Below are 24,780 nucleotides of genomic sequence, written 5' to 3' on the forward strand. Positions count from 1 at the left end.
CAGTAAGCTGGGTGATTCCCTGCCCCTCTACCGCCTTGCGCGGATGGTCCGCCGTCTCCCATGCAGATTCGTCGTCTTGCCCTGCACCAGTTGCGTCGTTTCGATGCCGTGGAGCTGTTGCCGCAGCCAGGATTGAATCTGCTGACCGGCGACAACGGCGCCGGCAAGACCAGCGTGCTCGAGGCGCTGCATCTGATGGCCTACGGACGCAGCTTCCGCGGCCGTGTTCGCGATGGATTGGTGCGGCAGGGCCAGCAGGCGCTGGACATCTTCGTGGAATGGGACGAACAGCGCGGCGATCTGCCTTCGCAGCGGCGAAAGGCGGGTCTGCGCCACAGTGGACATGAGTGGAAGGGACGTCTGGACGGTGAGGATGTCGCCCAGCTCGGAAATCTGTGCGCCGCCCTCGCGGTGGTCACGTTTGAGCCGGGCAGCCATGCGCTGGTGAGTGGAGGTGGTGAGCCACGCCGCCGGTTCCTGGATTGGGGTCTGTTCCACGTGGAACCAGACTTCCTGTCCCTGTGGCGACGCTACTCGCGGGCATTGAAGCAGCGGAACGCGCTGCTCAAGCAGGGCGGACCGTCGCGGATGCTCGACACATGGGATCACGAGCTTGCCGAGGCCGGCGAGCCACTGACTACTCGACGCCAGCACTATCTGGAGCGCCTGCAGTCGCGGACCATCGCATTGGCCGAAACACTGGCTCCGCAGCTAGGCATTCTTGGCCTTACCCTGAGCCCGGGTTGGCGTCGGCACGAGCTGCCGCTTTCCGATGCACTGCTGCTGGCGCGCGAACGCGACCGCCAGGCCGGTTACACCTCGGTGGGGCCGCATCGGGCGGACTGGAGCGTCGAGTTCCACAGCATTCCCGGCCGCGACGCACTTTCCCGTGGCCAGGCCAAGCTGACCGCCCTCGCCTGCCTGTTGGCCCAGGCCGAGGATTACGCCGAACAACGGGGCGAATGGCCGGTCATTGCCCTGGACGATCTCGCGTCGGAGCTGGATCGCACACATCAGGCACGCGTTCTGCAGCGTTTGCTGGCAGGTCCGGCGCAGATATTCATTACCGCAACCGAAACCCCGTCCGCGCTGGCGTCTTTGTCCAGCATCACCCGGTTCCACGTGGAACATGCACAGATCGTGGCTGTGCCATAGTGGACCCGACAAGGCCGATCAGCCCCGGCTGGTATAATTCAGGCTGCTATCCCTTCATTCTCGGTCCATCGCAGCAAGCGGTGGCCGACCTGCGGAGCCTACGGCAAGCGCAATGACCGACGAACAGAACACCCCGGCAAACAACGGCAACTACGACGCCAACAGCATTACGGCCCTGGAAGGCCTGGAGGCTGTCCGCAAGCGCCCAGGCATGTACATCGGTGACGTCCATGACGGTACCGGTCTGCACCACATGGTGTTCGAGGTGGTGGACAACTCCATCGACGAAGCCCTCGCCGGCCATGCCGACAACGTGTCGGTAACGATCCACGCCGATGGCTCGGTTTCGGTATCGGACAACGGACGCGGCATTCCGACCGGCAAGCACGAGCAGATGAGCGCAAAGCTCGGCCGCGAAGTCTCCGCAGCCGAAGTGGTCATGACCGTGCTGCACGCTGGCGGCAAGTTCGACGACAACAGCTACAAGGTTTCCGGCGGCCTGCACGGCGTGGGTGTCAGCGTGGTCAATGCGCTGTCGCAGAAGCTGCTGGTGGACGTGTTCCAGGGCGGCTTCCATTACCAGCAGGAATTCAGCAACGGCGCCGCGGTCAGTCCGCTGGCGAAGCTGGAGGCCACCACCAAGCGCGGTACCACCGTGCGCTTCTGGCCGTCCACGGTCGCGTTCCACGACAACGTGGAATACCACTACGACATTCTGGCGCGCCGCCTGCGCGAGCTCTCGTTCCTGAACTCCGGCGTCAAGATCGTGCTGGCCGACGAGCGTGGTGAGGGCCGTCGCGACGACTTCCATTACGAGGGCGGCATCCGCAGCTTCGTCGAGCATCTGGCGCAGCTGAAGACCCCGCTGCACCCGAACGTGATTTCCGTCACCGGCGAGCACAACAACATCGTCGTGGATGTGGCGCTGCAGTGGACCGACTCCTACCAGGAGACGATGTACTGCTTCACCAACAACATTCCGCAGAAGGATGGCGGTACCCACCTTGCCGGCTTCCGTGGTGCGTTGACCCGCGTGCTCAACAACTACATCGAGCAGAACGGCATCGCCAAGCAGGCCAAGATCAACCTGACCGGCGACGACATGCGCGAAGGCATGATCGCCGTGCTTTCGGTGAAGGTGCCTGACCCGAGCTTCTCCAGCCAGACCAAGGAAAAGCTGGTCAGCTCGGACGTGCGCCCGGCCGTGGAAAACGCCTTCGGTGCGCGCCTGGAAGAATTCCTGCAGGAGAACCCGAACGAAGCCAAGGCGATTGCCGGCAAAATCGTCGATGCTGCCCGCGCCCGCGAAGCTGCGCGCAAGGCCCGCGACCTGACCCGCCGCAAGGGCGCGCTGGATATCGCCGGCCTGCCAGGCAAGCTGGCTGACTGCCAGGAAAAGGATCCCGCGCTGTCGGAACTGTTCATCGTCGAGGGTGACTCTGCAGGTGGCTCGGCCAAGCAGGGCCGCAACCGCAAGAACCAGGCGGTGCTGCCGCTGCGCGGCAAGATCCTCAACGTGGAACGTGCACGTTTCGATCGCATGCTGGCCTCGGACCAGGTCGGTACGCTGATCACCGCGCTGGGCACTGGTATCGGCCGCGACGAGTACAACCCGGACAAGCTGCGTTACCACAAGATCATCATCATGACCGACGCCGACGTGGACGGCGCGCACATCCGCACCCTGCTGCTGACGTTCTTCTACCGTCAGATGCCGGAGCTGATCGAGCGCGGCTATGTTTACATCGGCCTGCCGCCGCTGTACAAGATCAAGCAGGGCAAGCAGGAGCTGTACCTGAAGGACGATCCGGCACTGGACAGCTACCTGGCCAGCAGCGCGGTGGAAAATGCCGGGCTGGTACCGGCCGGTGGCGAGCCGCCGATTGATGGCGTGGCCCTGGAAAAGCTGCTGCTGGTCTACGCGGCCGCGCAGGAAACCATCAACCGCAACACCCACCGCTACGACCGCAACCTCCTCGAGGCGCTGGTCGATTTCATGCCGCTGGAGCTGGAAAACCTTCGCAAGGCAGGTCCGGGCGAAGGTCTGGATGCGTTGGCCAGGCAGCTCAACCAGGGCAACCTGGGCAGTGCCCGTTTCACCCTTGAACTGCAGGAACCCAACGAGCAGCGCCCTGCTGCCGTGCTGGTGACCCGCAGCCACATGGGCGAGCAGCACATCCAGGTACTGCCGCTGGCGGCACTCGAGAGTGGCGAACTGCGTGGCATCCACCAGGCCGCGCAGCTGCTGCACGGCCTGGTGCGCGAAGGCGCCGTCATCACCCGCGGCGCCAAGTCGATTGAAGTCGAGTCGTTCGCACAGGCCCGCAACTGGCTGCTGGACGAAGCCAAGCGCGGTCGCCAGATCCAGCGATTCAAGGGCCTGGGTGAAATGAACCCGGAACAGTTGTGGGATACCACCGTCAATCCGGAGACCCGTCGCCTGCTGCAGGTACGCATCGAAGATGCCGTGGCTGCGGACCAGATCTTCAGCACCTTGATGGGCGACGTCGTCGAGCCGCGTCGCGACTTCATCGAGGACAACGCGCTGAAGGTCGCCAACCTGGATATCTGACACAATCCAAGCAGGGCCGGTGCGCGGGGAGGCGCGCCGGCTTTGGTCCCTTTATCGCAGGTAATCGATGTCCGCTTCCGCCCCGGTTTCCGCCCCGCCGCCGGTTCCGCCGGCAACCGCCGCGCCCCGCGCCTCCTCGCCGTTGGCGGGTTTCTTCATCGACATGGGTATCGCGATCATCACCCTGCTCGGTCTGAGCCTGCTGGGTGGGGTGGTCTGGGGGCTCTATCGCGCCGTGATGGTGGGCTACGCCAGCGCCCAATCCGGCGGCGCAACGCCTGATGCCGCCGCCGCCATGCAACAGGTCGGCCAACCCGGCGCACTCGGGCAGATCCTGATGGCGCTGGTCGCTACCGGTGGCGCAGCGCTGCTGGTGTATTTCTGGCGACGCCCCGCCGATGCCGTCGAACGGCAGCGCTCGCGCGACGCGCTGCGTTGCCCGTCGACCTGGGGTTGGACCCTGCTGGTGGCGACGCTGATCGTACTGGGCAGCAATGGCATCGCTTTCCTGGCCAGACAGTTCGGCATCGAGCCGGTGCCGACCAATCTGGAACTGATGCAGAACGCGGTCTCGCGTTTTCCGCTGTTCCTGACGCTGTTTGCCGTGGTGCTGGCGCCCGCCTACGAGGAACTGCTGTTCCGGCGCGTGCTGTTCGGGCGCCTGTGGCAGGCCGGCCGGCCATGGTTGGGCATGATCCTCAGCAGCCTGGCATTTGCCCTCATCCATGAAATTCCCGGCACCAGCGCCAACGGCCCGGCCGAAATCGCCCAGTTGTGGCTGGTTTACGGCGGCATGGGCGCGGCCTTCTGCTGGCTGTACCGCCGCACCGGAACCCTGTGGGCGGCCATCGCCGCACATGCGCTCAACAATGCGGTGGCGCTTGCCGCGCTGGTGTTTTTCGGGGCAACGTAAGGCATTGCCCGCTTGACGAAAGATTAAGCAGGGCCGTTACACACTGGGCATCTGAACACGGGGGTGGGTCCATGAAACATCTGCTGTTGGCCATTGTCATCACCACGCTGGTCAGCGCCTGCGCGACCACGACGTCCCCCACCGGCCGTCGGCAGATGGTGGGTGGGGTGTCACAGGCACAGCTGGACCAGCTGGGCGCGCAGGCCTTCGCCGAAACCAAGCAGAAGGAAAAGATCAGCAGCGACGGCCGCCAGAACGGCTACGTGCAATGCGTGGTCAATGCGCTGGTCGCACAGCTGCCTCCTCAGTACCGTGGCGTACGGTGGGAGACGGCCGTATTCGTCGACAAGGAGCCCAACGCATTTGCCCTGCCCGGCGGCAAGGTCGGTGTGAACACCGGCATCTTCAGCGTCGCCAAGAACCAGGACCAGCTCGCTGCCGTGATCGGCCATGAGATCGGCCACGTCATCGCTCGCCACCACGAGGAGCGCATCACCCGGCAGATGGGGGCGCAGACCGGGCTGGCGGTGCTGGGCGCTCTGGCCGGCGCCTACGGTGGCGAAGGCGCGGCCAGCACCGTGAACCAACTGGGCGGCATGGGCGCGCAGACCGCGTTCCTGCTGCCTGGCTCGCGTACCCAGGAAAGCGAGGCCGACGTGATCGGTCAGCGGCTGATGGCCGAGGCTGGATTCAATCCGGCGCAGGCCGTCGATCTGTGGCAGAACATGATGTCCGCCAGTGGCGGGCGCAGTCCGCAATGGCTCTCCACCCACCCCGATCCAGCCAATCGGATCAGGGAGTTGCAGCGCGATGTACCCGCTCTCGGCCCCGTCTACCAGCAGGCCCAGGCGGCCGGACGCCGGCCAAAGTGTGGCTGAGTGCGCATATTCATGCTGTATTGCAGCACATAAAACGATTTCTCACGCCATAAGTTTCTGATACGTTTGGCGGCTCAGATTTTTCTGACAGTCCGACTTTGCCGCTACCGGCGGTTCGATCGAGGTGAACGATGATTTTCCGTAACCACAAAGCTGTGCTTTCCGTCCTCATCGCCACTGCCCTGACCGGCGCTGTGGTCACCGACGCGTTCGCGCAGTCCTCGCGTTCGTCCGAGCGTGGCAACCGCGGTGGCAAGCAGGCCAAGGCCGAAGCGCTGTTCCCGAACGCGACCCGCCAGGAACCGGCAGCGAAGTCGTCGGCCAAGCTGGGCAGCAAGCTGCAGAAGATGATTGACAGCTACAACAAGGAAAAGTTCCCGGAGACCCGCACGCTGGCCGACGAGATCCTGGCCAACGAAGGCGCCAACGAGTACGACAAGTCGCTCGCTGCGCAGCTGGCCTCGCAGGCCGCCTACCAGACCGACGACACCGCCGCCGCGATCGCGTACCTGAAGCAGGTGCTGCAATTCAACGGCCTGGACAACAACGGCCACTTCCAGTCGATGCTGATGCTGGGCCAGCTGGAGATCCAGGAAGACAAGACCGCCGAAGGCCTGGCGACCCTGGACAAGTACTTCGCCGAGAGCAAGTCGACCAAGCCCGAAGAGCTGATCATCAAGGGCCAGGCGCTGTACCAGCTGGAGCGCTACCAGGAAGCGATCCCGGTGCTGAAGCAGGCCATCGCCGGCGCCACCGAGCCCAAGGACAACTGGAACCAGCTGCTGATGGCCGCGCTGTCCGAAGCCGGCCAGACCGGTGAGGCCGTGCAGGCTGCCGAGGCACTGGCCGCCAAGAACCCCAACGACAAGAAAGCGCAGCTGAACCTGGCCAACATGTACATGCAGGCCGACCAGATGCCGAAGGCCGCCGCGGTGATGGACAAGCTGCGCAGCAGCGGCCAGCTCACCGAAGAGCGTGAGTACAAGCAGCTGTACTCGATCTACGCCAACACCGAGAACAAGGAAAAGGACGTCATCGCGGTCATCAACGAGGGATTGCAGAAGGGCATCCTGAAGCCGGACTACCAGGTCTACCTGGCGCTGGCCCAGTCCTACTACTATTCCGACCAGGTGCCGCAGGCGATCGATGCGTGGCAGAAGGCCGCCCCGCTCTCCAAGGACGGTGAGACCTACCTGAATCTGGCACGCGTTTTGCACAGTGAAGGTCGTGTCCCGGAGGCCAAGCAGGCCGCCCAGCAGGCGCTGGCGAAGGGCGTGAAGAACCAGGCGGATGCCAAGAAAATCATCAACCTGAAGTAAGTAGGAATAACGCCTGAATGCCTGCTCAGTTGATGCGCAGGCGCTCAGGATTGGTATAAGCTTGGAGGTTCCTGCGGTGTCATGCACCGCTGATCAGGGATCCCGCCCCCGGGATTCCGGCCCCACTATTGAGCTCTTGGCGCATGACGGAACAACTAGTCGTTCACCGGTACGAACAACCCGATGACTCGGGGCTGAGCTGGCCTCGCATCGTTGGTATCGCGTTTGTAATCGCCCTGCATCTGGCCGCCTTCATGATGCTCCTGATCCCCGCCGTGGCCCCCAAGGCCGTTGCGGAGAAGGAGCGTAACGTCATGGTGACCATCGTCGACGCACCGCCGCCGCCGCCACCGCCGCCGCCGCCGCCGCCGCCGACGGACACGCCGCCGCCGCCGGTGAAGAATCTGTCGCCGCCGAAGCCGTCGCCCGTCCCGCCGCCGCCGCAGGCGCCGGTCGTCGACGTGCCGGAACCGCGCCCGAACGATATCGTCACCCCGCCGTCGCCGCCGTCGCCGCCGGCTCCGCCGACCTCGATCGAGGCCAGCGTGGACATCTCGTCGAAGGCCATGAATCCGCCGCGCTATCCGCCGGCCGCCTTCCGCGCTGGTATCCAGGGCGAAGTGATCCTGATCATTGATGTCGATGCCAGCGGCAACGTCACCAATGTCACGGTGGAAAAGTCCAGCCGTAACCGCGACCTGGACCGTGCTGCGATGGAAGCTGCCCGGAAGTGGCGTTTCAACGCCGCCGAAGCTGGCGGTAAGAAGGCTGCTGGCCGCGTCCGCGTCCCGGTCAACTTTGCACTGAACTGATGCGCCCGGGCGGCCGCCCGGCCGCCCTCGCCCCCGGTTCGATTGTTTAGCTTAGCTACACCCTTTATCACCACACACAACAAAGGTAAGCGTCATGCTGCAGGAAATTTTCATCGCCGCTGCTGCCGGGGGCAATCCGTCCAACGCCCTGTCGCAGATGGGCTTCGAGCATCTGATCCACGAAATGACCACCAAGCCGGGTGATTTCGCGGTTTCCTGGGTCGTGCTGCTGACCCTGGTCGTAATGTCGGCCATGTCCTGGTACTGGACCGTCATCAACATCTTCCGCGCTACCCGCCTGAAGAGCGCCGCTGACCGTGTCGTCAGCCTGTTCTGGGATACCCCGAACGCGCAGGACGCCATCCGTGCCATGGAAGAGCAGCCGGCTTCGGAGCCCTTCTCCAAGATCGCACTGGACGCTGCACAGGCTGCTGCCCACCACCAGCGCGCTGAAGGCGGTGCTGCTGGCGGCGTCGGTGAGAACCTGAGCCGTTCGGAGTTCGTCGACCGCGCCCTGCGTCAGGCCGTGACCCGCGAAAGCAACAAGCTGCAGTCGGGCATGACCCTGCTGGCCACCGTCGGTGCAACCGCTCCGTTCGTCGGTCTGCTGGGTACCGTGTGGGGCATCTACGGCGCGCTGATCAAGATCGGTGCTACCGGCTCCGCTTCGATCGACGCCGTTGCCGGCCCGGTGGGTGAAGCACTGATCATGACCGCCATCGGTCTGTTCGTCGCGATCCCGGCCGTGTTCGCCTTCAACTTCTTCAGCAAGATCAACAGCGCGACCATCAGCAAGTTCGATACCTTCGCGCACGACCTGCATGACTTCTTCGCCACCGGTTCGCGCGTCCGCTAATTGCGACGCGCTGTACCTGCGACGAAGTAAGTAGTCACCAAGATCTAGACGGAGCCCGTTATGGCTTTCAGTAGTGGTAACAGCGGCGGCCCCATGGCCGACATCAACGTTACGCCCCTCGTGGACGTGATGCTGGTGCTGCTGATCATCTTCATCATCACGGCGCCGCTGATGTCCCACAAGGTCAAGGTGGATCTGCCGGAGGCCAACCTGGTCCAGAAGCCGGACGACACCAACGACCGCAAGGGTCCCATCACCCTGGCAGTCAAGGAAGACGGTTCGATCTACTGGAACGACGAGAAGATCGACAAGCAGACCCTCGAGTCGCGCTTGGCGACCGCCGCCCAGCAGACCCCGCAGCCGCCGTTGAACCTGCGTGGTGACCGCACCACCAAGATGCGTGTCATCAACGAGATGACCAAGGTCGCGCAGGAACAGGGCATGCTGGACGTCGGCTTCGTGGCGACCAAAGAGAAGGGGCAATAAGCCATGGCATTCAGTAGTGGTGGTGGCAAAGGCCCCATGGCAGACATCAACGTCACGCCCCTCGTGGACGTGATGCTGGTGCTGCTGATCATCTTCATCGTCACCGCGCCGATCATGACGTACCCGATCGCCGTGGACCTGCCGCAGCGTGTGCTCAACCCACCGCCGCAGCTGGTCGAACCGCCGCCGCCGATCGAATTGAAGATCGACGCCAGCAACCAGGTCTCGTGGAACAACAGCCCGATTGGCACGCACGAACTGCAGCAGCGGATGGAGCAGGAGGTCCAGCGTGACCCGACCAACCAGCCGGAACTGCGGATCGATGCCAGCCCGGATTCCGAGTACGACGTGATGGCCAAGGTTCTGGCCGCCGCGAAGAATGCTCAGATGAAGAAGATCGGCTTCGTGCAGCAGTAAATCGCTACACCGCAATACAACAGTCATGACGCGACTGCAGACGCCCCTGGAAACAGGGGCGTCTTTTTTGTGGCCACGGCCTGTAGATCCACGCCACGCGTGGATGTCCCCGCAATCCCCAACGCAGATCGCACGGGCCCGCTATGATCGGCGGATGCTCGCCCTCTTCGATTCCGTGCGCCATTGGCTGGATGGCATCGCCCACCTGGGAACGATCCTGGCGGTGGCCTATCTGCTGTACCTGCTCGCGCTGACCGGCTGGATCATGCTGCAGAAGCGCGAGCCGGTGGCCACGCTGAGCTGGATCCTGTCGCTCGCCCTGCTGCCCTACCTCGGGCTCTTCATCTATTACCTGCTGGGTCCGCAGAAAGTAAAACGGCAGCGGCTGCGCCGGGGCCGTGCGCGCTCGGGCATGGAGCATTACAGCGATGTCTGCCCGCCGGACGCCGACTGCACCGAGCTGGCCAAGATCGCCCAGGCAACGACCGGACTGGCGCCGAGCACGGCCACCGAAGTCACCTGGCTGGTCGATGGCGCAACCACGTATGCCGCACTGCTCGAAGCGGTGGCGCAGGCGCGCGACCACCTGCATCTGGAGTACTACATCTTCAATCCCGATCATGCGGGCACTGCCCTGCGTGATGCGTTGGTCGAGCGTGCACGGGCCGGTGTGCAGGTGCGCCTGCTGCTGGATGCGGTCGGCTCCTCGGCGGTGCGCCAGCGCTTCCTGCAGCCACTGCTGGACGCCGGTGGCGAAGCGATCTGGTTCCATCCGCGGCAACTGTTGAAGCCGTTCAAGCGACCCTGGTTGAACCTGCGTACGCACCGCAAGCTGGTGATCGTCGATGGCCGGCTGGCCTTTACCGGCGGCATCAACATCACCGATGACGAAGATGAAAGCCGCAACCCGGATGCCTACCGCGATCTGCACATGCGCCTGCGCGGGCATGTGGTGCGCAGCCTGCAGCTGGTGTTCGCCGAAGACTGGCTGTATGCCAGTGGCCAGGACCATTCGCGGTTCGACATCGCCCGCTTGTGGCCGAGTGACATGGCCCTGCGCAGCGACGGCGCGATCGATGCACAGGTCCTGGTGTCCGGCCCGGATTCGGGCTGGGAGACCATCCATCGGCTGCACGTTGCCGCGATCCAGGAAGCGCGTGAGCGGGTCTGGCTGGTCACGCCCTACTTCGTTCCCGGCGAGGCAGCGCGGATGGCGCTGACCTCGGCCGCCCTGGGCGGCCTGGATGTGCGCCTGCTGGTGCCGAAGATGAGCGATTCGTGGTTCGTTACCCAGGCGGCGCGCTCGTACTTCGACGAGTTGCTGCATGCTGGCGTGAAGATCTACGAGTACGGCCCGCGCATGCTGCATACCAAGGCCTTCATCGCCGATGACGATGTCTGCATTGTCGGCAGCGCGAACTTCGACCATCGCAGCTTCAGGCTCAATTTCGAGCTGTCGATGATGATCAGTGATCGTGACCGGGTGGCCGAACTGTCCGCCTTGCTGCAGTCCGAGTTCGAAAGGGCCACCCGGGTAAACGACCAGGCGGGGCGCTCGCTGTGGCTGCACCGGCTGCCCGAAGCCTTTGCGCGATTGGCCTCGCCGCTGTTGTGAGGCAGCGCTACACTGCGGCCGTGGCCCGGGGAGACTGACAATGTACTGGCTGTACCTGCTGCTGGCGCTGGGCTGCTTCGCCTTCGCCCTGAAAACGCCGAACATGGGCCTGATGTCGTTGGCCCTGCTGGCTGCACTGGCCCTGCTTCTGGCCTGGGTTCGCGGCCGCTATGTGGCGCGCTTTGGCGATCTTCAGCGTGATCCGGCGACACTGGTGGACAGCGACGAACTGCGCCGCCTGCGCGAACGGCCCGCGGTCCCGCCGGCCGATATCAACGATCCTCCCTCTCATTCCCAGTAGTACCGTTCCATGACCCAGCTCAGCGTCAACGTCAACAAGATCGCCGTCCTGCGCAACTCGCGCGGCGGTGCCGAACCGGACGTGGTGCGTGCCGCCCAGGCCTGCCTGGACGCCGGCGCGCATGGCATCACCGTGCACCCGCGGCCCGACCGCCGCCACATCACCGCCGAAGACGTGCTGGCCCTGTCCACGCTGACGCGCGCGCGTGGCGTCGAGTTCAACATCGAAGGCAACCCGTTCGCGCCGCCGCGTGAGGGTTACCCCGGGCTGCTGCCGTTGTGTGCACAGACGCGGCCGGCGCAGGCCACGCTGGTGCCCGACGGTGATGGCCAGATCACCTCCGACCATGGCTTCGATTTCGAGCGTGATGCGCAGCGGTTGCGTCCGCTGGTTGCAGAACTGAAGGCGCTGGGCTGCCGGGTGAGCCTGTTCGTCGATGCTGGCAACCCTCTGCTGGAGCAGGCGGCCGACGTTGGCGCGGACCGCATCGAGCTGTACACCGGCCCGTATGCCGAGGCCCATGCGGCCGGCGACGCCGCGGCGATGCTGGCGCTGTTCGCCACCGCTGCACGCCGGGCGCAGGCCGTGGGCCTGGGCGTGAATGCCGGCCATGATCTGTCGCAGGACAACCTGCGCGACTTCCTGGCCGCCGTGCCGGAGGTGCTGGAAGTGTCGATCGGTCACGCGCTGATCGGTGAGGCGCTGTACGACGGGCTGGACGCCACAGTGCGCGGCTACCTGGCACTGCTGTAGCAGTGCATGGGACTTCCTCGGCAGATTGAAGCCGGAGCACGTGCGGCAGGTCCCCCCGTATGCCGGCCTGGCAAGCGCCCCCCTAGCCGATCTCCCCATCGCAGCTGCTGAGACACCCGTGGCCCATGCTGGCCTGCCGCGGCGATGGCGCGCGCCCGGTCAAAAGCCAGACGACCCTGTGGACAAGTCTGGGGTCAACGTGTCGCCACATGCGCCTGCGCGCCTACAGCTACGTGAATCCTGGCCGCTTGCGCTGCCTGTGGTTAGCAATAATACTAATATCCCGTAACGGCCGGAGGGCAACATGCAGCACCCCGCTCGCAACGCCCAGGCCGCCATCAAGGGCCGGGGTTCCACATCCCATCTTGCGGGGCGTTTCGAAAGCACCGTCAGCGAGGCGGTGGACGACGGCTGGGCAGTGGACGACAGCGAGGAGTTCCTCGCCCCGCGCCTGCGCACCGAAGTACGGGCGGAGACCGCCCGCAGCATCATCAGCCGCAACACCTCGCCGGACGTCGGCTTCAGCCAATCGGTGAATCCGTATCGGGGCTGCGAACACGGCTGCTCGTACTGCTTCGCCCGCCCGTCGCATGCCTACCTGAACCTGTCGCCGGGGCTGGATTTCGAAACCAAGCTGTTCGCCAAGACCAACGCGCCGCAGTTGCTGCGCAAGGAACTGTCGAAGCCGGGCTACGTGCCGCAGCCGATCGCGCTGGGCATCAACACCGATGCGTACCAGCCGATCGAGCGCAAGTTCAAGCTGACCCGCCAGCTGATCGAAGTGATGCTGGAGACCAAGCACCCGTTCTCGCTGATCACCAAGAATGCGCTGGTCGAGCGCGACATCGACCTGCTCGCGCCGCTGGCCGCAGAGAACCTGGTCAGCGTGCACTTCTCGGTGACCTCGCTGGACCCGCACCTGTCAGCCAAGCTGGAACCACGTGCGTCGGCGCCACATGCGCGACTGCGCGCGATGAAGCGCCTGCACGAGGCCGGCATCCCGGTGGGGGTGATGGTGGCGCCGGTGATTCCGTGGATCAACGACAGCGAACTGGAAGCGGTGCTGGAGGCCGCACACGACGCCGGCGCCAGCACCGCAGGCTACGTGCTGCTGCGCCTGCCGCTGGAAGTGGCGCCGTTGTTCCGCGACTGGCTCGATACCCATCATCCGGATCGCGCCGCACACGTGATGAGCACCATCCAGCAGCTGCGCGGCGGCAAGGACTACGACAGCCAGTTCGGCACGCGCATGCGTGGCCAGGGTGTATATGCGGACCTATTGAACAACCGCTTCAAGCTGGCGCGCAAGCGCCTCGGCTTCAATGCGCAGAACAGCCACTGGCCGGCGCTGGACTGCAGCCGGTTCCAGAAACCGCTGCCGCCGAAGGTGGAGACGCCGCAGGGCTCGCTGTTCTAGGAAGTTCCGGGGCGTACGGAGACGCCTTCAATCGCATGAGCCGCAGCAACATCGGTGGCACGACGACTGACTACGTGCTCAATGCTCAAGGGCAGGGCGTTGCGAAGATCAACCAAAGTACCAACAGCCGCTACTTCTACGCCGGCCAGAACCAGCTCATGACTGAGCTGAACAACAGCGTGTGGACCAATTACTTCTGGTTTGAAGGTGAACTGGTTGGGCTCGCTCGCAGTGGGCAGCACAATTATGTGCATACCGATCATCTTGGTCGCCCGGAGTTCGTCACCAGCCCGAGCCAGCAGACCGTCTGGAAGGCGTACAACTACGCCTACGGGCGTAGCGTCCAGAAGGATGAGATCGGAGGGTTGAACATTGGCTTCCCGGGCCAGTACTACGATGTGGAAAGCGGACTCTGGTACAACGGCTTCCGCGACTATGACGCGAGTATCGGACGATATGTGCAGAGTGATCCGATCGGGTAAGAAACCGGAAGGATCATGAGGGGAGAGAATCACGATACCGCGTACAGGAACATCTCTTTCGAGAGGGATGCATACACCATGGGCAGCATGATCGAGCGTGAACTCAAAAAATCAGGAGTCAGTCCCTGTGATTGTGTTAACTAGCAGGTGCATGTTCCTTGTCCTTCTATGCATCGCGTTCTCCGCGTGCGTGGCCACGCGCGATCCCGATGTCTCGGCATATTTGAAGTACGAGGCGGCCGATGCCGGCAACGGGAGTTTCACTTCACTTCCGGATGACGAGAAGACCAGGGTGTTCTTTGGCGCTATGAAGGTTCACCCCCCATCCCTTTCCATCGAAGACGAGTTGGCAAAGCAGGACCTGGCCTATCTCCTGGAGTTGAAGGCCGTCATTGAAGATCGGGGAGGTAGCTACGAGGCCTACTCGTTCATCGCCGCGATAGCGCAGAAGCAGCGCAATGGTCAGCTGACCCAGCAGCAGGTCGATGCCATGCATCTGGACACGTTCTGCGTCCAGCGCGGGGATATGAACAATCTCTGTCGCAACCTGTTGATGGATTTGCCGGGGAGCTAGCCGGGCGGCGATCGCACGGTCGACGTCGACGATGCAGGTCGCGGCGATCAGCTGCCTCGGAATAATTGCTGCGCGCTCTGGAACAGGATCCAGCTGGTCGCGATGAACTTGTCGCCGCCCTGCGGCCGGTTGCCACGATGGGTGTGGGTGAACGCGGTCGGGGCGATCAACAGGCTGCCGGTGCGCGGTGCGATCTTGCGGCCCTGGAACAGGAACTCGGTTTCGCCTTCGTCGAAGTCGTCGTTGAGGTACAGCGTCCACAGCACGTGCCGGTGCAGGGTCTCGGCCTGCGCATCCTTCGGGTACAGCTCGCAGTGCCAGTACGGATAACCGCCCTCGCCTGCTGCATACCACTGCAGGTTGATCGCGCCGGGGCGCAGGCAGGTGCGGGCCAGATCGGCCAGCTGTTCCGGCGCCATGTCGGGGAAATCCTCGGCCGACAGGCGTCGTGGCTGGCCGTTGCTGTCCTGGATCTGCAACATCAGCGGCGCGATCAATGCCTGTGGATAACGGCGTAGATAAGTCTGCAGACCGGCGAAAACCGCCTGCTGCAGCTGTTGATCCACATCCTGCCACCCATCCAGGCCGCTGATGCGCAGATCCTTGCTGTGCTTGAGTTCCGGGAACACACCACTGCCCACCGCACCGGGCCGCAGGCCCTGGCTGGTACGCATGCGATCGACGATCGCCGCGCATACCTCGCTGGGGACGGCGTTGTGGATGACCTCGATGAAATCGACCGGGCCCGGCTCGTGCATGCGTGCATTCCTTCGGCGGCAAGGGCTTGATGGTGCCGTTTGCCGCCGCTGCTGTCACCCGGCGGTCATGTCATCGATCTGCCATGACCGCTGTAGGGATGGCCGAAGTCAGACGCTCTTCGCGTCATGCTCCTGGTGATAACGCACCGCTTCGGCAACTTCCTCGCGCGACCCGAGGAACACCGGCACGCGCTGGTGCAGCTGGTCGGGCTGGATGTCGGTGATGCGCTCGCGACCGGTCCAGGCAGCGCCGCCGGCCTGCTCCACCAGCAGTCCCATGGGGTTCGCTTCGTACATCAGGCGCAGCTTGCCGGCCTTGCCCGGTTCCTTCTTGTCCCACGGGTAGATGAAGATGCCGCCGCGGGTCAGGATGCGATGCACGTCGGCCACCATGCTGGCGATCCAGCGCATGTTGAAGTTCTTGCCACGCGGGCCTTCCTTGCCGGCCAGCAGATCTTCCACATAGCCCTGCATCGGTGCTTCCCAGTGCCGCTGGTTGGACATGTTGATGGCAAATTCCTGGGTGGCCGCCGGAATCTGCATGTTCTCGGTGGTCAGCACGAACTCGCCGGTTTCGCGATCGAGGGTGAAGGCGTGGGTGCCGTGACCGACGGTCAGCACCAGTTGCGTGCTGGGACCGTAGATGCAGTAGCCCGCAGCGATCTGCTTGCTGCCCGGCTGCAGGAAGGCATCATCGCCCGGCAGCTCGACGTTGGTCGGGCAGCGCAGCACCGAGAAGATGGTGCCGACGGAAACGTTGACGTCGATGTTGGAGCTGCCATCGAGGGGATCGAACAGCAGCAGGAAATCACCGCGCGGGTAGATGTCCGGCACCGGCTGGCTGTGGTCCATTTCTTCCGAAGCACAAGCGGCGAGATGGCCGCCCCAGGCGTTTGCTTCCAGCAGGATCTCGTTGCTGATGACATCCAGCTTCTTCTGCGCTTCGCCCTGCACGTTGCCGGTGCCGGCGTCGCCAAGCACGCCACCGAGGGCACCCTTGCTGACGGCGATGGAGATGCTGGTGCAGGCGCGGGCGACGACCGCGATCAGCTGGCGCAGGTCGGCGTTGATGCGGCCGGCGTGCTGCTGCTGGATCAGGAAGCGGGTCAGCGAGGTACGGGACATGGGCGGGCAGGTCTCGGCAACGGGAAAACGCCTATTGTCGCCCGTCTCGCGGGGGCGTGCGTGAGCGCGGGAAGGCGTAATCGTTTCCAGATGCATTGCGCTCGTGGCGCCTTCCTTCATGGAGGCGCAGGGCGAGGCACACCGTGGCCAGGACACGCCGTAAACCCGTCCATGGGGGCTCGGTCGGCGCATCCATGCGCCTCACGGTCCTGGCCACGGTGTGCCTCGCCCTGCGCTTCAGGGTTGGCCGCGAGCGCGGAGGGTGTGGCAAAGGCAGAGGCAGAAGCAAAAACAAAGGCGCCTTTCGGCGCCTTTGTTTCGGTAGCTTGCTGCGTTGCTTCAACCCTTGGCGACGGTGGCCACGGCCTTTGCGACGTATTCCAGGTTGTTCTGGTTCAGCGCGGCCACGCAGATGCGACCGGTGCCGACGGCGTAGATGCCGAACTCGTCGCGCAGGCGCTCGACCTGCTCACGGCTGAGGCCGGAGTAGGAGAACATGCCGGCCTGTTCGTTGATGAACGCGAACTGCGGTGCACCGGCGGCGGCCAGCTTCTCGACCAGGCCCTGGCGCAGGGCATGGATGCGCTCGCGCATCTCGGTCAGCTCCTGCTCCCACATCGCGCGCAGCTCGGGATTGGTCAGCACGCCAGCCACCAGCGCGGCACCGTGGGTGGACGGGCTGGAGTAGATCGTGCGGATCACGCGCTTGACCTGCGACTGCACCGCCTTGGCGTCTGCAGCGGTCGGCGCCACCATCGACAGCGCACCCACGCGCTCGCCATACAGCGAGAACGACTTGGAGTACGAGTTGGCGACGATGAAGCTGTCGATGCCGGCCTCGGCGATGATGCGCACGGCGGCGCCATCCTGCTCGATGCCCTTGTCGAAGCCCTGGTAGGCCATGTCGATGAAGGGGAACAGCTGGCGATCCTTCAGCAGCTGAGCAACCTGCTTCCACTGGCTGACGGTGAGGTCGGCGCCGGTGGGGTTATGGCAGCAGGCATGCAGCAGCACCACGGTGCCGGCTTCCAGCTTGCCGAGGTCGGCCAGCAGGCCATCGAAGTTCACGCCATGGGTGGTCGGGTCGAAGTAGGTGTAATCCACCACTTCGAAACCGGCGGCACTGAACACCGCACGGTGGTTTTCCCAGCTCGGGTTGCTCAGGGCGACGGTGGCGTGCGGCAGCAGCTTCTTCAGCACGTCTGCGCCGACACGCAGCGCACCGCTGCCACCGACGGTCTGGGCGGTGGTGACGCGACCTGCGGCCAGCAGCGGCGAGTCCTTGCCGAACACCAGTTCACGGGTGGCCTGGGTATACGCCGGCAGGCCGTCGATCGGCAGGTAGCCGCGCGGTTTGGCCTCGTCGGCGAGCTGCTGCTCGATCTGCTTGACGGCGCGAAGCAGCGGGATGCGGCCGCTCTCGTCGTAGTAGATGCCCACACCCAGGTTGACCTTGGTCGGGCGGCTGTCGGCGTTGTACGCCTCGGTCAGGCCCAGGATCGGGTCGCCTGGGACCAGTTCCACGTTTGCAAAGAAGGACACGGCGGTACTCGTTCGGTAGACGGAAAGGGGGAGGAATTGCGCCACGCGGTCTGCGGCCGGTCGGCCGAAACCGACCCATCGTAACAAAGCCTGCCGGGGCTGGCCGCCGCTATCGTCATCGGCCTGCCCGTACCATGGCGTGCGTTGCCGCTCGATCCATCTACCTGAATCATGAATGCTGCCGCACGACGTCGTTGCCTGTCGCTGTCCGCCCTGCTGGTGTCGCCGGCAGCGGTGTCGGCCGAGCCATTGCCGACTGCCCTGCCCGCTGTGCAGGTGCAGGCCGCGCGGGTCCAGGGGGTCGATCCCTTCGCCCTGCCGGCCAGTCTGGACACGGTCTGGATCGACACCGACCGGTCCGGTCCGGGCGTACAGCTCTCCGAAGCACTGGGCGGGGTGCCTGGCCTGCTGGCCCGCGACCGGCAGAACTTCGCCCAGGACACCCAGCTATCGATCCGTGGCTTCGGTGCACGTTCGACGTTCGGCGTGCGCGGGGTGCGGGTGCTGATCGACGGGGTGCCGGCGACCATGCCCGATGGCCAGGGCCAGCTGTCGCATGCCAGCCTGCTGGGCGCCGAGCGCATCGAGGTGCTGCGCGGGCCGTTCTCGGCCCTTTATGGCAATTCCTCCGGTGGCGTGCTGCAGGTGTGGAGCGCGCAGGGCCAGGCCGGTGACCCCTGGCGGCTGCGCGTGAACGCCGGTGCCGACAACACGCTCAGCGTCGGCGCCCAACTGCGTGGGGCGGGCAACGGCATCGACTACAACATCGCCGCCAACCACTTCCGTACCGATGGCTGGCGCGACCACAGCCGGGCACGCCGCGAATCGCTCAACGCACGGCTGGGCGCCGCACTGGGCGGCGGTCGCCTGGAACTGCTGCTCAACGCGCTGGAGGCGCCCGATGCGCAGGATCCGCTGGGCCTGACCCGCGCCCAGGTGGCGGCTGACCCACGCCAGGCGACGGCGGTGGCCCAGCAGTACAACACCCGCAAATCGGTGCGCCAGCAACAGGCCGGCCTGCGCTGGACCCGGGAAGCCGGTGCCCAGCGCTGGCAGCTGATGGGCTATGCCGGGCAGCGCGCGGTGACCCAGTACCTGCCGATTCCGCCAGGGCCACAGGCCAACCCGCTGCACGCCGGCGGCGTGATCGATCTGGATGCGGGCTACGGCGGACTGGACGCGCGCTGGGGCTGGAACGGTGAGCTGGCCGGGCGCCCGCTGGACGTGGTGGCCGGGGTCAATGCCGACCGCCAGCGCCAGCACCGCACCGGCTACGAGAACTTCATCGGCAGCACCCTGGGCGTGCGCGGTCGGCTGCGTCGCGACCAGATCGACACCGTGCAGAACGTGGATCAGTTCGCCCAGCTGTGGTGGCAGTGGAGCCCGCGCTGGTCGCTGTTGGCCGGCGTGCGCCACAGCACGGTGCGCTTCGAATCAGACGATCGCTACATCGCCGGCCGGAACCCTGATGACAGTGGCCGCCGCCGCTATCAGGCCACTACCCCGGTGGCGGGCGTCAGCTTCGAGGCGAGCCCGCAGTGGCGCCTGCACGCCTCGATCGGCCGCGGCTTCGAGACGCCGACCTTCAACGAGTTGGGCTATCGCGCCGATGGACAGGCGGGACTGGCGCTGGATCTTGCCGCCGCGCGCAGCCGCAGCCTGGAGATCGGCAGCAAGTGGCACGCACAAGGCGGCAGTCAGCTCGATGTCAGCCTTTTCCGCGCAGATACCGACGAGGAGCTTGCCGTTGCCAGCAATATCAATGGGCGCAGCAGCTACCGCAATATCGGCCGCACGCGCCGCCAGGGCGTGGAACTGCAGTACCGGCAGCCGTTGGCCGAGCAGGTGGAACTGCAGGTGGCCTGGACCTGGCTGCAGGCGCAGGTGCGTTCACCGTACCTGACCTCCAACACCCTGGTCGCCGCCGGCAGTCGTCTTCCCGGTGTGCCGCGGCAGCAGGCCTTCGCCCGCCTGCAGTGGACGCCGGGAGATTGGCAGTGGGCGCTGGAAGCCAGCGCGGGCACCGATGTGGTGGTGAACGATGTTGCCACCGAGCGCGCGCCGGGCTATGCGCTGCTGAACCTGGAGGCTGGGCGTCGCTGGACCCTGCAGACAGGTGAACTACGCGCGTTTGCCCGTATCGACAATGCGCTCGACCAGCGCTACGTCGGCTCGGTGATCGTCAATGATGGCAACGGCCGGTTCTTCGAGCCGGGGCCGGACCGTCGTGCGGGCGTGGGGCTGCAGTGGTCGTGGCGCTAGGCGCTACCGCTCCTCAATCGGGCGCCTTGGCCGGGACGAACGGCGAGGTCGGGTCGCTGGCCGGGAAGGTTTCTTCCAGCGCTTCGTCCTGATTGTCGCTGGCATGCTGCTTGCGCTCGCGGCGCCTGAGCGGACTCTCCTGTCCGCCGCGGTTGCGGTCGCCACAGTCCTTGCGGTCCTGCGCGGCCTGCTCGGACTCACGCTTTACCGGCAGGGCATCACCGCTGTCGACGAAGGGAGCGCCGGTACCGCGGAAATCGGCATCGTCGTTGTCATGCTTGGCGCGCTGCTCGCCCGGTACGGGGGCATGCGTCTCACGCAGGGGGTCACGGGTGGTCATGGCGGTCTCCTCTGGCAGGGCCCCACTACACCGCGTGGAAGGTAAAGCCACTGCGAACCCGGCGTCATGAACATCTTTGTCACGGGTGGATAACGGCCCCGCGCGTATTCCTGCCCACCCGCCCTGCTGTCAGGAGCCGGCCATGCCCCGTCTTGAACGCCCTGCCCCGTCCGTGTTCAACGCCCTGCTGGATCCGCTCGTGCAGCGCAGCACACCGCGCCGCAACCGACGCCTGCAGGATCCGCAGGCGGTCGCGCAGGATTACCTGCAGTACATGCTGAGCGACTACGAAGAGCGCCGCGGCCACGGTCATCGCAACTGGCGTGACCTGTGCCCGGTGTATGCCTTCGCGCTGACCACCCACGCCGCTGACTGGCCACGCGGCGGTGGCGCCGAGACCTGCGAGGAGCTGGCCGAACACTGGGAACAGATGCGCGGGCAGTCGCGCCTCACCTGGCCGCAGGCGCAGCCGGTGGTGGAAGACGCCTGGCGCGCGCTGGACCATATCCCGGCCGCTGCAGTGAGGCCGTTGCTGCAGTAACACCGGCGGGCCATCCCCGGCGAGTGCCCAGCGCGGTGGCATCCGTAGAAGCGCCGTGCACGGCACCGACACGGATGGTTTACACCGCCCGGCCGAAGCTGGCCCTCCCTGCCCACACCCAGGTGCGCACCATGGCCCGCCCGATCTGGACCGGCACGTTGTCTTTCGGTCTGCTCAACGTACCGGTCTCGCTGATGTCCGGCGAGCGCAAGGTCGATCTGAGTTTCCGCATGCTCGACTCCCGCGATCGCAAGCCGATCCGCTTCGAACGGGTCAATGCCGATACCGGCGAAGAAGTACCGTGGAAGGACATCGTCAAAGCCTACGAGTACGACAAGGGCAGCTATGTCGTGCTGGAGGAGGGCGATATCCGCTCGGCCGCACCGGAGAGCCATGAGACGGTGGAGGTGGAGACCTTCGTCGACGCCGCGCAGATCGACCCGCGCTATTACGAAAAACCCTACCTGCTGGTACCCGGCAAGAAAGCCGAGAAGGGCTACGTGCTGCTGCGTGAAACCCTGCGCAACACGGGCAAGGCCGGTATCGCCCGGGTGGTGGTGCGCACGCGCGAGTACCTGTGCGCGGTGATGCCCAACGCCGATGCGCTGGTGCTGATGATCCTGCGCTATCCGCAGGAACTGGTGGAGCCTGACGATTACAAGCTGCCCACCGGCAGCCTGTCCGACTATCGCATCACCGGCAAGGAAACGGCGATGGCCGAACAGCTGATCGAATCGATGGCCGGCGACTGGGATCCCTCGCAATACCACGATGAATTCCGCGAACGCCTGCAGCAGGTGCTGAACAAGCGCATCAAGTCCAAGGGCGGTACCACCACGGTGGAGGAAGAGCCGGCACCGCGCGAGGATGCGACCACCAACGTGGTCGACTTCATGGCGCTGCTGCAGAAGAGCCTGGATGCGAACAAGCGGACGCCGGCCAAGAAGACCGCCACGCGCAAGGCAGCGCCCAGCAAGACGGCGGCGAAGAAGGCACCTGCGAAGAAGGCCGCGAAGAAGGCCGTCAAGAAGGCTGCAAAGAAAACCACCGCGCGACGCAAGGCAGGTTGAGCCATGTCGTTGCATCAGTACCGCCGCAAGCGCCGGCTGGGCGGCGGTAGCGGGCAGACCCCGGAGCCGGATGATGCGCCTGCCCGGGGCAATCCGAAGCGGCGGCCGATCTTCGTGGTCCAGCTGCACCACGCCAGCAGTCGCCACTACGACTTCCGGCTGGAAATGGATGGCGTGCTGAAAAGCTGGGCGGTGCCGAAGGGACCGTCGCTGCGGGTGGGTGAGAAGCGCTTGGCCGTGGAGGTGGAGGACCATCCGCTGTCCTATGCCGGATTCGAAGGGGATATTCCGCAAGGCCACTACGGCGCCGGCCACGTCGATGTGTTCGACCACGGCAGCTGGGCCTGCGAAGGCGATCCGCTGCAGGCATTGGCTGCGGGCAAGATCGACTTCGTGCTGCACGGGCAGCGCCTGGCCGGTGGCTGGAAACTGGTACGCACGGCGATGAAGGGCAGGCAGGTGCAGTGGCTGCTGATCAAGCGCGACGACCAACAGGCGCAGGATGCCGAAGCGGACGATCTGCTGGACGCTCGCCCGCGCACGTCGGCAAAGGCAGGACGGGCAACCGCACGCAACGCAGTACCTGCTTCTGCATCGCGCGCCGCGCCGCGGCGCAGGGCCGACGCACGCTGGCACGCGCGTGCGTTGAAGCTGGACGGGGCGCTGCACAAGGGCTACCCACGCCAGTTCAAACCACAGCTCACCGATCATCGCGACAGCGCACCGGAGGGTGAGCGCTGGCTGCACGAGATCAAGTGGGATGGTTACCGGTTGCTCGCAGATCTGCACGAGGGTGAGGTGAAGCTGCGCTCGCGCAACGGCCTGGACTGGACGAGCGATTTTCCCGAGGTGGTGCAGGCGGTGCAGGCGCTGCCGGTGCGCGATGCACGCCTGGATGGTGAGCTGGTGGTGCTCGATGCACAGGGCCGCAGTGATTTCGCTGCGTTGCAGCGGGTGATCGATGGCAGCTCGAAACAACCGCTGCGCTACGTCGTGTTCGATCTACCGGGTGTGGCGGGCGTTGATATCAGCCGTGTGCCGCTGCGTGAGCGCAAGGCACTGCTGAAGGACCTGATCGGGAATACCCCGGGAACGCTTGCCTTCAGCGAGCACGTGATCGACCACGGCCCTGCCGTGTTCGAGGCCAGCGGCAAGGCCGGCTTCGAAGGCATCGTCAGCAAGCAGGTCGATGCGCCTTACGTGAACACCCGCGCACGCAGCTGGGTGAAGGTAAAGCATGAGGATACCGATGAGTTCGTGATCATCGGCCATACCGCACCGAAAGGCGCCCGGGTGGGATTCGGTTCGCTGCTGCTGGCAGCGCCGGACAAGGGCGGGCTGCGCTATGTCGGTCGCGTCGGTACCGGCTTCGATGATGACGCGCTGCGCGCGCTGACCCGGACCCTGCAACCGCTGTCGGTGAAAACGCCGGTCCTGGAACTGCCATCGCATGTGCCATTCAGTGCTGCCAGCGTGCGCTGGGTGAAGCCGGTTGCGGTGGCCGAGGTCGCGTTCCGTGGCTGGGGCAAGGAGGGCCTGCTGCGCCAGGCCAGCTTCAAACGCCTGCGCAGCGATAAACGCAAGAAGGACCTTGCCGTGGTTGCGGCACCTGCAGGCAGCGATGAAAGCGTGGCCATCACCCATCCCGAGCGCGTGGTGTTTCCCGGCAGGAAGCTGCGCAAGGGTGACGTGGCCGACTACTACCGGCAGATGGCGCGCTGGATCCTGCCGGAGATAAGTGGGCGGCCGCTGTCGCTGCTACGTTGTCCGGATGGGGTGGGCAAGGCCTGCTTCTTCCAGAAGCACCACGGCGCCGGCCTGGGCGATGCCGTGCATGCGGTACCGCTGCAGCAGAAGAGCGGGCGCGAGGAGTACGTTTTCATCGACGATGTGCGCGGCCTGCTGCAGCTGGTGCAGATGAACACCCTGGAGCTGCATCCGTGGGGAGCGACGGTGGCCGACCCGGAGCATCCCGACCGGCTGGTATTTGACCTCGACCCTGGTGAGGGCGTCAGCTGGGCGCAGGTGAAACGCGGCGCACGCGATGTGCGCGACCGCCTGCAGCAGGTCGGCCTGCACAGCTTCGTGCGGTTGTCTGGTGGCAAGGGCGTGCATGTGGTGGTGCCGCTGCAGCCGAAGGCGGACTGGGACGCGACCAAGGCGTTCTGCGAAGCATTCGCACAGGCCATGGCCGCACAGGCGCCGGACCGCTACGTCGCGACGATGAGCAAGGCCAAACGCACCGGCGTGATCTTCATCGACTGGCTGCGCAATACGCGCGGCGCGACGAGCGTCTGCTCGTGGTCGCTGCGTGCACGCGAAAGTGCCGGCGTTGCGGTGCCGTTGCGCTGGGAAGAACTTGCGCGGGTGAGCGCGGCCGATGCATTCCCGATGGACAAGGCGCTGGCACGGGCAAAGCGCTTGAAGGCCGACCCGTGGCAGGGTATCGAGCGCTTGAAGCAGACCCTGCCCACGCTGCGGTAGTGCCGGCCGCCGGGCCCGGCCCCCCGCGGAGGGAGCGGTGGGGGGCCCCCCGCCCGCCCCCCCCCCCCCCCGCGCGCCCCCACCCCCCCCCCCCCCCGGCCCCCCCCC

23 protein-coding genes are annotated in these 24,780 nt (G+C 65.3%); 19 read left to right on the forward strand and 4 right to left on the reverse strand.

The annotated features are described in order from the left end of the window. The first annotated feature begins 60 nt into the window (after positions 1–60). From recF to ACVOLJ_RS11470, 15 genes are all read left to right on the forward strand, one after another. Complete coding sequence (gene recF, locus ACVOLJ_RS11400) at positions 61–1,155, forward strand: DNA replication/repair protein RecF (protein ID WP_481564155.1); 1,095 nt, start codon at positions 61–63, stop codon at positions 1,153–1,155. Between the two features lie 112 nt (positions 1,156–1,267). Next, complete coding sequence (gyrB, locus tag ACVOLJ_RS11405; protein WP_475281033.1) at positions 1,268–3,727, forward strand: DNA topoisomerase (ATP-hydrolyzing) subunit B; 2,460 nt, start codon at positions 1,268–1,270, stop codon at positions 3,725–3,727. A 67-nt stretch (positions 3,728–3,794) separates the two neighbouring features. Further along, entirely contained in the window at positions 3,795–4,640 is an 846-nt protein-coding gene (locus tag ACVOLJ_RS11410; protein ID WP_475281034.1) for a lysostaphin resistance A-like protein, read from the forward strand. A gap of 71 nt (positions 4,641–4,711) precedes the next feature. Beyond that, positions 4,712–5,518, forward strand: a complete 807-nt coding sequence (locus tag ACVOLJ_RS11415) for a M48 family metallopeptidase (protein ID WP_475281035.1) — start codon at positions 4,712–4,714, stop codon at positions 5,516–5,518. Positions 5,519–5,649: 131 nt separating this feature from the next. Next, entirely contained in the window at positions 5,650–6,837 is a 1,188-nt protein-coding gene (locus ACVOLJ_RS11420; RefSeq protein ID WP_475281036.1) for a tetratricopeptide repeat protein, read from the forward strand. Positions 6,838–6,980: 143 nt separating this feature from the next. After that, positions 6,981–7,649 (forward strand): energy transducer TonB, encoded by a 669-nt coding sequence (locus tag ACVOLJ_RS11425; protein ID WP_475281037.1) that lies wholly within the window; start codon positions 6,981–6,983, stop codon positions 7,647–7,649. Positions 7,650–7,743: 94 nt separating this feature from the next. Next, positions 7,744–8,505 (forward strand): TonB-system energizer ExbB, encoded by a 762-nt coding sequence (exbB, locus tag ACVOLJ_RS11430; RefSeq protein WP_093820368.1) that lies wholly within the window; start codon positions 7,744–7,746, stop codon positions 8,503–8,505. Between the two features lie 60 nt (positions 8,506–8,565). After that, positions 8,566–8,991 (forward strand): ExbD/TolR family protein, encoded by a 426-nt coding sequence (locus ACVOLJ_RS11435; RefSeq protein ID WP_033832642.1) that lies wholly within the window; start codon positions 8,566–8,568, stop codon positions 8,989–8,991. 3 nt (positions 8,992–8,994) lie between these two features. After that, positions 8,995–9,408: an ExbD/TolR family protein gene (locus ACVOLJ_RS11440; protein WP_025875547.1), complete on the forward strand. Its 414-nt coding sequence runs from the start codon at positions 8,995–8,997 to the stop codon at positions 9,406–9,408. A 154-nt stretch (positions 9,409–9,562) separates the two neighbouring features. Then, complete coding sequence (cls, locus tag ACVOLJ_RS11445) at positions 9,563–11,023, forward strand: cardiolipin synthase (RefSeq protein ID WP_481564156.1); 1,461 nt, start codon at positions 9,563–9,565, stop codon at positions 11,021–11,023. A gap of 40 nt (positions 11,024–11,063) precedes the next feature. Beyond that, positions 11,064–11,324 (forward strand): hypothetical protein, encoded by a 261-nt coding sequence (locus ACVOLJ_RS11450; protein ID WP_475281039.1) that lies wholly within the window; start codon positions 11,064–11,066, stop codon positions 11,322–11,324. A 9-nt stretch (positions 11,325–11,333) separates the two neighbouring features. Next, complete coding sequence (locus ACVOLJ_RS11455) at positions 11,334–12,077, forward strand: pyridoxine 5'-phosphate synthase (RefSeq protein WP_481564157.1); 744 nt, start codon at positions 11,334–11,336, stop codon at positions 12,075–12,077. A 304-nt stretch (positions 12,078–12,381) separates the two neighbouring features. Further along, a complete protein-coding gene (locus ACVOLJ_RS11460; protein ID WP_481564158.1) occupies positions 12,382–13,494 on the forward strand; it encodes a PA0069 family radical SAM protein in 1,113 nt (370 codons plus the stop codon). 35 nt (positions 13,495–13,529) lie between these two features. Continuing rightward, positions 13,530–13,976, forward strand: coding sequence for an RHS repeat-associated core domain-containing protein (locus ACVOLJ_RS11465; protein ID WP_481564159.1), 447 nt, complete (start codon positions 13,530–13,532; stop codon positions 13,974–13,976). A gap of 151 nt (positions 13,977–14,127) precedes the next feature. Next, a complete protein-coding gene (locus ACVOLJ_RS11470; RefSeq protein WP_481564160.1) occupies positions 14,128–14,550 on the forward strand; it encodes a hypothetical protein in 423 nt (140 codons plus the stop codon). 47 nt (positions 14,551–14,597) lie between these two features. On the opposite strand, the gene ACVOLJ_RS11475 is transcribed toward ACVOLJ_RS11470, so the two are convergent. The 3 genes from ACVOLJ_RS11475 to ACVOLJ_RS11485 form a co-directional block, all read right to left on the reverse strand. Further along, the gene (locus ACVOLJ_RS11475) at positions 14,598–15,308 is read right to left on the reverse strand and encodes a 2OG-Fe(II) oxygenase (RefSeq protein ID WP_475281043.1); all 711 of its coding nucleotides are present in this window, start codon (positions 15,306–15,308) and stop codon (positions 14,598–14,600) included. A gap of 108 nt (positions 15,309–15,416) precedes the next feature. Then, positions 15,417–16,433, reverse strand: a complete 1,017-nt coding sequence (locus ACVOLJ_RS11480) for a class 1 fructose-bisphosphatase (RefSeq protein WP_475281044.1) — start codon at positions 16,431–16,433, stop codon at positions 15,417–15,419. Positions 16,434–16,772: 339 nt separating this feature from the next. Then, positions 16,773–17,975, reverse strand: coding sequence for an amino acid aminotransferase (locus ACVOLJ_RS11485; RefSeq protein ID WP_475281045.1), 1,203 nt, complete (start codon positions 17,973–17,975; stop codon positions 16,773–16,775). Positions 17,976–18,146: 171 nt separating this feature from the next. Here ACVOLJ_RS11485 and ACVOLJ_RS11490 point away from each other — a divergent pair, with 171 nt between their 5' ends. Beyond that, positions 18,147–20,237 carry a TonB-dependent receptor family protein gene (locus ACVOLJ_RS11490; RefSeq protein ID WP_481564161.1) on the forward strand — a complete coding sequence of 697 codons (2,091 nt, stop codon included), beginning with the start codon at positions 18,147–18,149 and terminating at the stop codon, positions 20,235–20,237. Between the two features lie 13 nt (positions 20,238–20,250). Here the strand turns inward: ACVOLJ_RS11490 and ACVOLJ_RS11495 are convergent, their stop codons facing one another. Then, positions 20,251–20,577 (reverse strand): hypothetical protein, encoded by a 327-nt coding sequence (locus ACVOLJ_RS11495; RefSeq protein ID WP_475281047.1) that lies wholly within the window; start codon positions 20,575–20,577, stop codon positions 20,251–20,253. A 142-nt stretch (positions 20,578–20,719) separates the two neighbouring features. Here ACVOLJ_RS11495 and ACVOLJ_RS11500 point away from each other — a divergent pair, with 142 nt between their 5' ends. From ACVOLJ_RS11500 to ligD, 3 genes are all read left to right on the forward strand, one after another. Beyond that, positions 20,720–21,118, forward strand: a complete 399-nt coding sequence (locus tag ACVOLJ_RS11500; protein ID WP_475281048.1) for a hypothetical protein — start codon at positions 20,720–20,722, stop codon at positions 21,116–21,118. Between the two features lie 131 nt (positions 21,119–21,249). Next, the gene (gene ku, locus ACVOLJ_RS11505; protein WP_475281049.1) at positions 21,250–22,188 is read left to right on the forward strand and encodes a non-homologous end joining protein Ku; all 939 of its coding nucleotides are present in this window, start codon (positions 21,250–21,252) and stop codon (positions 22,186–22,188) included. A 3-nt stretch (positions 22,189–22,191) separates the two neighbouring features. Beyond that, on the forward strand, positions 22,192–24,672 hold the full coding sequence (ligD, locus tag ACVOLJ_RS11510) for a DNA ligase D (RefSeq protein ID WP_481564162.1): 2,481 nt from the start codon (positions 22,192–22,194) through the stop codon (positions 24,670–24,672). Positions 24,673–24,780: the final 108 nt, after the last annotated feature.

Source organism: Stenotrophomonas sp. STEN046 (genome assembly GCF_056759755.1).

Excerpts from the sequence above, each read along its gene's own strand:
- recF (WP_481564155.1), top strand. The coding sequence starts at position 61 with ATGCAGATTCGTCGTCTTGCCCTGCACCAGTTGCGTCGTTTCGATGCC.
- gyrB (WP_475281033.1), top strand. The coding sequence starts at position 1,268 with ATGACCGACGAACAGAACACCCCGGCAAACAACGGCAACTACGACGCC.
- ACVOLJ_RS11410 (WP_475281034.1), top strand. The coding sequence starts at position 3,795 with ATGTCCGCTTCCGCCCCGGTTTCCGCCCCGCCGCCGGTTCCGCCGGCA.
- ACVOLJ_RS11415 (WP_475281035.1), top strand. The coding sequence starts at position 4,712 with ATGAAACATCTGCTGTTGGCCATTGTCATCACCACGCTGGTCAGCGCC.
- ACVOLJ_RS11420 (WP_475281036.1), top strand. The coding sequence starts at position 5,650 with ATGATTTTCCGTAACCACAAAGCTGTGCTTTCCGTCCTCATCGCCACT.
- ACVOLJ_RS11425 (WP_475281037.1), top strand. The coding sequence starts at position 6,981 with ATGACGGAACAACTAGTCGTTCACCGGTACGAACAACCCGATGACTCG.
- exbB (WP_093820368.1), top strand. The coding sequence starts at position 7,744 with ATGCTGCAGGAAATTTTCATCGCCGCTGCTGCCGGGGGCAATCCGTCC.
- ACVOLJ_RS11435 (WP_033832642.1), top strand. The coding sequence starts at position 8,566 with ATGGCTTTCAGTAGTGGTAACAGCGGCGGCCCCATGGCCGACATCAAC.
- ACVOLJ_RS11440 (WP_025875547.1), top strand. The coding sequence starts at position 8,995 with ATGGCATTCAGTAGTGGTGGTGGCAAAGGCCCCATGGCAGACATCAAC.
- cls (WP_481564156.1), top strand. The coding sequence starts at position 9,563 with ATGCTCGCCCTCTTCGATTCCGTGCGCCATTGGCTGGATGGCATCGCC.
- ACVOLJ_RS11450 (WP_475281039.1), top strand. The coding sequence starts at position 11,064 with ATGTACTGGCTGTACCTGCTGCTGGCGCTGGGCTGCTTCGCCTTCGCC.
- ACVOLJ_RS11455 (WP_481564157.1), top strand. The coding sequence starts at position 11,334 with ATGACCCAGCTCAGCGTCAACGTCAACAAGATCGCCGTCCTGCGCAAC.
- ACVOLJ_RS11460 (WP_481564158.1), top strand. The coding sequence starts at position 12,382 with ATGCAGCACCCCGCTCGCAACGCCCAGGCCGCCATCAAGGGCCGGGGT.
- ACVOLJ_RS11465 (WP_481564159.1), top strand. The coding sequence starts at position 13,530 with ATGAGCCGCAGCAACATCGGTGGCACGACGACTGACTACGTGCTCAAT.
- ACVOLJ_RS11470 (WP_481564160.1), top strand. The coding sequence starts at position 14,128 with ATGTTCCTTGTCCTTCTATGCATCGCGTTCTCCGCGTGCGTGGCCACG.
- ACVOLJ_RS11475 (WP_475281043.1), bottom strand. The coding sequence starts at position 15,308 with ATGCACGAGCCGGGCCCGGTCGATTTCATCGAGGTCATCCACAACGCC.
- ACVOLJ_RS11480 (WP_475281044.1), bottom strand. The coding sequence starts at position 16,433 with ATGTCCCGTACCTCGCTGACCCGCTTCCTGATCCAGCAGCAGCACGCC.
- ACVOLJ_RS11490 (WP_481564161.1), top strand. The coding sequence starts at position 18,147 with ATGAATGCTGCCGCACGACGTCGTTGCCTGTCGCTGTCCGCCCTGCTG.
- ACVOLJ_RS11495 (WP_475281047.1), bottom strand. The coding sequence starts at position 20,577 with ATGACCACCCGTGACCCCCTGCGTGAGACGCATGCCCCCGTACCGGGC.
- ACVOLJ_RS11500 (WP_475281048.1), top strand. The coding sequence starts at position 20,720 with ATGCCCCGTCTTGAACGCCCTGCCCCGTCCGTGTTCAACGCCCTGCTG.
- ku (WP_475281049.1), top strand. The coding sequence starts at position 21,250 with ATGGCCCGCCCGATCTGGACCGGCACGTTGTCTTTCGGTCTGCTCAAC.
- ligD (WP_481564162.1), top strand. The coding sequence starts at position 22,192 with ATGTCGTTGCATCAGTACCGCCGCAAGCGCCGGCTGGGCGGCGGTAGC.